The sequence below is a fragment of the Xanthomonas sp. SHU 308 genome (genome assembly GCF_000364645.1).
GTDB lineage: Bacteria > Pseudomonadota > Gammaproteobacteria > Xanthomonadales > Xanthomonadaceae > Xanthomonas_A > Xanthomonas_A sontii.
The window spans coordinates 1-5,411 of the sequence record NZ_AQOK01000652.1; the positions used below are offsets into that span (position 1 = coordinate 1).

Annotated in this window: 5 protein-coding genes; all 5 read left to right on the forward strand. The window is 70.4% G+C overall.

Annotation, left to right across the window (positions count from 1 at the left end):
* Positions 1 to 464 precede the first annotated feature (464 nt).
* The 5 genes from D588_RS0118100 (at position 465) to D588_RS0118120 (ending at position 5,406) form a co-directional block, all read left to right on the forward strand.
* On the forward strand, positions 465 to 2,717 hold the full coding sequence (locus D588_RS0118100) for a TonB-dependent receptor (protein ID WP_226980586.1): 2,253 nt from the start codon (positions 465 to 467) through the stop codon (positions 2,715 to 2,717).
* Positions 2,717 to 3,007, forward strand: a complete 291-nt coding sequence (locus D588_RS0118105; protein ID WP_017916977.1) for a hypothetical protein — start codon at positions 2,717 to 2,719, stop codon at positions 3,005 to 3,007. Before D588_RS0118100 ends, D588_RS0118105 begins: the two co-directional genes overlap by 1 nt.
* The gene (locus D588_RS0118110) at positions 2,997 to 3,269 is read left to right on the forward strand and encodes a hypothetical protein (protein WP_017916978.1); all 273 of its coding nucleotides are present in this window, start codon (positions 2,997 to 2,999) and stop codon (positions 3,267 to 3,269) included. Before D588_RS0118105 ends, D588_RS0118110 begins: the two co-directional genes overlap by 11 nt.
* Positions 3,266 to 4,813 (forward strand): PepSY-associated TM helix domain-containing protein, encoded by a 1,548-nt coding sequence (locus tag D588_RS0118115; protein WP_017916979.1) that lies wholly within the window; start codon positions 3,266 to 3,268, stop codon positions 4,811 to 4,813. The genes D588_RS0118110 and D588_RS0118115 overlap by 4 nt, the downstream gene beginning before the upstream one ends.
* A gap of 203 nt (positions 4,814 to 5,016) precedes the next feature.
* The gene (locus D588_RS0118120; protein ID WP_017916980.1) at positions 5,017 to 5,406 is read left to right on the forward strand and encodes a hypothetical protein; all 390 of its coding nucleotides are present in this window, start codon (positions 5,017 to 5,019) and stop codon (positions 5,404 to 5,406) included.
* Positions 5,407 to 5,411 lie beyond the last annotated feature (5 nt).

Genomic DNA, 5,411 nt, shown 5'->3' on the forward strand with positions numbered 1-5,411 from the left:
TACCTTTTCTTTGCGCGAGCAAAGAAAAGTAACTCGCCGCCAGGCGAAAGCCTTTGCTGTTGCTTCAAGCTTTACTGTTGGATGAGAAGAACCGTAGTAGCGAGCGGCTTCAGCCGCTACGCGCGACGCGCCAGCCTCGCTATGCCCCTGGGACGATGGCCCCCTGCATCGCGGCAGCCGCCGGTCACGGCGTCGGGACTGAAGTCCCTCCCACAACACGTGTCTGCGCGTGACGCATACGTTGGCGATGCCCACCCGTAGGAGCAGCTCCTACGCTCCCAAGACCCCTGAGCAAACCTGCCACCCATCCCAAATCCCATGGCAGCCCCGCCCCCGCTCTGCTAAAGTCCGCGCCCAGCGCTGCCGCGTCCGGCAGCCAGGCACAGCCGCCGCCATGCCTTCAACCGTGAGTCTTTCGGGGGAAGTGGTGTATGCGCGTCGCGCGGTCCGTGTTGTCCTTATGCGTGGTATCCGTCTTGCTGAGCTGGGCGCCGCCAACGCGCGCTGCCGGCGCCGATGCCGCGCCGCCTCCTGATCCCACCACTCTCGACCAGATCGTCGTCACCGGCGAGAAAAGCGGCCGCAGCGTGCAGGACACCACCAGCTCGGTCGCCGTCACCACCGAAGCGCGCATCGAGCAGGAGAACCTGCAGAACGCCTACGAGGTGTTCAACCGCACCGCCAACATGGCCCAGACCTACGGCGATGCCGGCTTCAGCATCCGCGGCATTCGCAACATCGACGGCGGCAGCGATGCGCCGCTGGCCACCATCTACCTGGACGGCGCCGCCCTGCCGTGGAAGGCGATCAGCTGGGCGCCGCTGAGCCTGTGGGACCTGCAGCAGGTGGAAGTCCTGCGCGGCCCGCAGTCCACCCTGCAGGGCGAGAACGCCCTGGCCGGCGCGATCGTCCTGCGCACCGCCGAGCCGACCATGGACTGGCAGGGCAAGCTGCGGGTGCTGGCCTCCGATCCGTCCGACCGCAGCCTGGCCGGTGCGGTCGGCGGCCCGATCGTCGCCGACGAACTGGCATTCCGCGCCTCGGTGGAGCAGCGCAGCTTCGACGGCTACACCTGGAACCTCACCCGCCAGGCCGCCGACGACGCGCAGGTCTCGGCGATCTACCGCGGCAAGCTGCTGTGGACGCCGTCGGCGATCACCGGGCTGAAAGTGCAACTGGGCTACACCCGCTCGCACCGCAACGGGCCGTACATGTACAGCTACGTGCGCACCGATCTGCCCGACTATTTCGGTCACCGCTACACCACCAACAACACCCCGGACCGCACCCGCAGCGACAGCGACATCGTCACCCTGCAGGCCGACTACGCGCTCTCCGACGCCTGGTCGCTGTCCTCGGTCAGCGCCTGGAACAAGGTCACCTCGTCCAGCCTGTGGGACATGGACCATGGCCCGGACAACGCCGGCTACGCGCGGCGCCAGCTCGACGACACCACCGCCTCGCAGGAATTGCGCCTGCACTACGCCGGCGCCGCGGTGCAGGGCCTGCTCGGCGCGTACTGGGCGCGGCACGTGGAAGACAACGACGCGCAACTGCTGAACAACGTCGCCACGCCGACCACCACCATCGCGGGGCTGCTGCGCAGCGCCGGCTTCCCGTCCGCCACCGCCACCGCGATCGCCACCCGCTACGCGCAGGCGCTGCCGGTGATTCCGGTCGACTACGTCAGCGCCAGCCCGACCCGCTCCAGCAACCGCGCGCTGTTCGCTGACGGCCAGTGGCAGGTGGGCAGCGGGTTCTCGCTGCTCGGCGGGTTGCGCTACGACCACCAGCGCTACGCCATGGCCTCCGACACCACCGCGGCCTTCGCCGGCCGCTATCCCGACCCGGCCGCCTTCGCCGCCAGCGGCACCGCGTTGTATCGGGCCATCGTCGCGATCAACCAGGGCGTGGCCGGCATCGTGCGCTCGGCCAACGGCGAGGTGGCCTGGAACACGCGCGACTTCGACGCGCTGCTGCCCAAGCTCGGCGTGCGCTACGACTGGAACCCGGACCTGTCGGCCAGCCTGGTGGTGCAGCGCGGCTACCGCTCCGGCGGCTCCAGCTTCAACTCGGCGCGCAGCCAGGCCTTCCCCTACGACCCGGAATACACCTGGAACTACGAGGCCGCGTTGCGCTCGCAGTGGCTGGACCGGCGCCTGACCCTCAACGCCAACGCCTACTACATCGACTGGAAGGACAAGCAGACCACCGCCTACTTCGGCCTCAACAGCTTCGACTACAACACCGTCAACGCCGGCCGCGCGCATCTGTACGGGGCCGAGCTGGAGGCCAGCCACCGCCCCAGCGAAGCCTTCGACTGGTACGGCTCGCTGGGCTATGCGCGCACCCGCTACGACAGCTTTGCCACCATCGGTGCCTCGGTCATCGACTACGCCGGCCGCGAATTCGCCTACGCGCCGCACTGGACCGCGGCGCTGGGCGCCAACTGGCGCTTCGCCGAGGGCTGGCTGGCCAACCTCAACGCCAGCTTCCGCGACCGCGTCTACACCGACATCGGTGCCGGCGCCGTGCAACTGGCCTCGCGCACCGTGGTCAACGCCAAGTTCGGCTACGAGAACCTGGACTGGAGCGCGTGGATCTTCGCCAACAACCTGCTCGACCGGAACTACGTGCAGTACCGCTGGGCCGCCGATCCGGTCGCGATCCTGGGCGCGCCGCGTGTGGTCGGCATCGGCTTCGAGGCGCGCTGGTGATGCTCGCCTTTGCCACCGCCGCCTATCTGCTCGCCGCCGCGCTGGCGGCGCTGGCGTTCTACCTGGCCACCGCGCACCAGCGGCTGCGTCCGGCCTGGCATCGGCACGCGCGCGCGCTGCGCGTGGCCGGCACGCTGCTGTGCGTGGCGGCGCTGGGTGCGGCGATCGCCGCGCTGGGCGTGTGGGCCGGCGTCTTCGCCGCGTTGAGCGCGACGATGCTGGCGGCGGTGGCCTTGCCGTACCTGGATGCGTGGCGACAATTGCACCAAGGGGCTGGCGATGTGGGCTAGGTGGCTGGCGGCGATCGTGCTCGGCCTGCCGCTGGCGGTGGGCGTCATCGGCTTGTGCGTGCTGCTGTGGCCGGGCGACCTGCAGGTGCACACGCTGCCGTGGCTGTTGCTGGTGTTCCCGCTGTGGGTCGGCGCGATGTCGCTGGCCTTCGTGTTCCGCAGCGGCGCGCGCGCGTGGCTGTGGCTGGGCGCTGCGACCGCACTGTGCTACGTGGCGCTTTACCTGCTCAAGGCCACCCATCTCGTGCAGGTGAGCGCATGAAGGCCGCGACCCTGCGCCAGTTCCTGTCGGCGCACAGCTGGATGGGCCTGCTCGCCGGCATGGCCTTGTTCATCGCCTTCTACGCCGGGGCGATCAACGTGTTCACCCACGACCTGGAGCAGTGGCCGCGCCCGGCCGCGGTGCAGGCCCCGGCGTTGCCGCCGGAGCAGGCCGCGCAGGCGCTGGCCGATGCGGTGCTGGCGCGGCATCCGGCGCTGGCCGAGTCGTACACGCTGATGCTGCCCGGCGAGGGCCGCACGCAGCCGCAGTTGTTCGCGTTCGGGCCGGCCGCGGAGCAGGCCTTCGGCGGCATGGTGCAGTTCCAGCCCGGTGCCGACGGGCAGCCGGTGCAGCTGCCGCAGCGCAGCGGCTTCGTCGCGTTCCTGTACGACCTGCACTTCACTGCCGGGCTGCCGCGCACCTTCGGCACCTACCTGTTCGGTGTGGTCTGCCTGCTGTACGGGGTGGCCCTGGTCAGCGGCGTGGTGCTGTACGCGCCGGTGCTGCTCAAGGACCTGTTCGCGCTACGCCGCGGCCGCAACGTCAAGCGTCTGTGGCAAGACGCGCACAACGCCATCGGCATGCTGTCGCTGCCGTTCCACGTGATCTTCGCCTGGTCCGGCGCGGTGCTGACCCTGGGCGTGCTGCTGCTGGCGCCGTTCCAGTACCTGGTGTTCGACGGCAAGCTGATGCAGGTGCTGCAGCCGGACTTCGAACTGGCGCCGCACGTGCAGCCCGCGCACGTGCCTGCGCCGATGCTGCCGGTGGCCGAGCTGGTGGCACGGGCGCGCGCGGCCAATCCCGGCTTCGTGCCGGAGAGCCTGTCCTTCCACGATGCCGGCGACGCCAATGCGCAGGTGGACCTGTACGGCCACCAGGAGCAGCGCCGGCTCAACACGCTCGGCGGCGTGGCGCTGCGCGTGGCCGACGGCCAGGTGTTGCGGGTGCTGTCGCCGCAGACCATGTCGCCGGGCGTGGCCGCGCTGCGCGGCCTGCAGACCCTGCACTTCGGCGACTACGGGCGCTGGCCGCTGCAGTGGCTGTACTTCCTGCTCGGGCTCGGCGGCGCGTTCCTGTTCTACAGCGGCAACCTGCTGTGGGTGGAAGCGCGGCGCAAGCGCCGCCAGGTCGCGCAGCCGTTGCGCACCCACGTCATGGCGCGGCTGACCACCGGCGTCTGCCTGGGCTGCGTGGCCGGGGTGTCGGCGCTGTTCGTGGCCGCGCGCCTGTTGCCGCCGGGGATGGAGCGCTGGGTGTACTACGCCGTGTTCGCGCTCGGCGTGGCCTGGGCGCTGCTGCGTCCCACCGCGCGCGGCGCCTACGAACTGCTGCTGGCCTGTGCGGTGCTGACCGCGCTGGTGCCGCTGGCCGGGTTGCGCGGCGCCGCCGGCTGGGTGGCGCCGTGGAGCAGCGGGACGCTGCTGGCCATCGACGCCTGCGCGCTGGCGCTGGCCTGGGCCTACTGGCAGATGGCGCGCGCCGCGTATCGCCGCGGGCAGGGCGGCGATCCACACAGCGTGTGGGCGTTCCCGCCGCCGCGCTGACGCTCGCCCTGCCGTGCCAAGGCGGCGCGGCAGGGCGCTGCTGTCACGCAACCGATCGTCCCAAAAGTGGACAATCACGCGCCGGTGCTTTTTCATGGTCTCGACGTGGGCACCGCAGCGTCCGCGCGAAACCGAATCGGGTGACACGATCTGATGTGACCTGATCCGCACTTCGCGCCGCGTTGCCGTCGACAGGGGACTGCATGCACGAGCGTTACCAGGAGCCACACGACGCACCGCCGGGCGAGGCCTACGCGGCGCAATTGCGCAAGGGATTCGCCGCGCTGCGTTTCGATCCTCCGCTGGAACGGGCGTATCGCCACTACACCGCCGCCACGCTGGGCTTCGCGCAGCGCGTGGCGGCCTCGCTGGGCGTGTTGATCGCGCTGCTGCTGCTGGGCTGGGACGCGGTGCATTTCGGCTGGCGCGGCGGCGGCCTGCTCGGCTATGCGGTGGCGGTGCGCGTGGCGACCCTGCTGGCGTTGCTGTGGGTGGCGGCGGCGATCCATCGCGCCGACACGCACGGCCCTGGCCGCGCCGCGCTGTTGCTGCTGGTCGGCGGCACCGGGCTGGTGCTGTCGAGCATCGGCTAAAAAAA

What these genes read in the sequence shown, in the direction of transcription:
- D588_RS0118110 (WP_017916978.1), top strand. Translation starts at nt 2,997, where the DNA reads ATGTGGGCTAGGTGGCTGGCGGCGATCGTGCTCGGCCTGCCGCTGGCG.
- D588_RS0118115 (WP_017916979.1), top strand. Translation starts at nt 3,266, where the DNA reads ATGAAGGCCGCGACCCTGCGCCAGTTCCTGTCGGCGCACAGCTGGATG.
- D588_RS0118120 (WP_017916980.1), top strand. Translation starts at nt 5,017, where the DNA reads ATGCACGAGCGTTACCAGGAGCCACACGACGCACCGCCGGGCGAGGCC.
- D588_RS0118105 (WP_017916977.1), top strand. Translation starts at nt 2,717, where the DNA reads ATGCTCGCCTTTGCCACCGCCGCCTATCTGCTCGCCGCCGCGCTGGCG.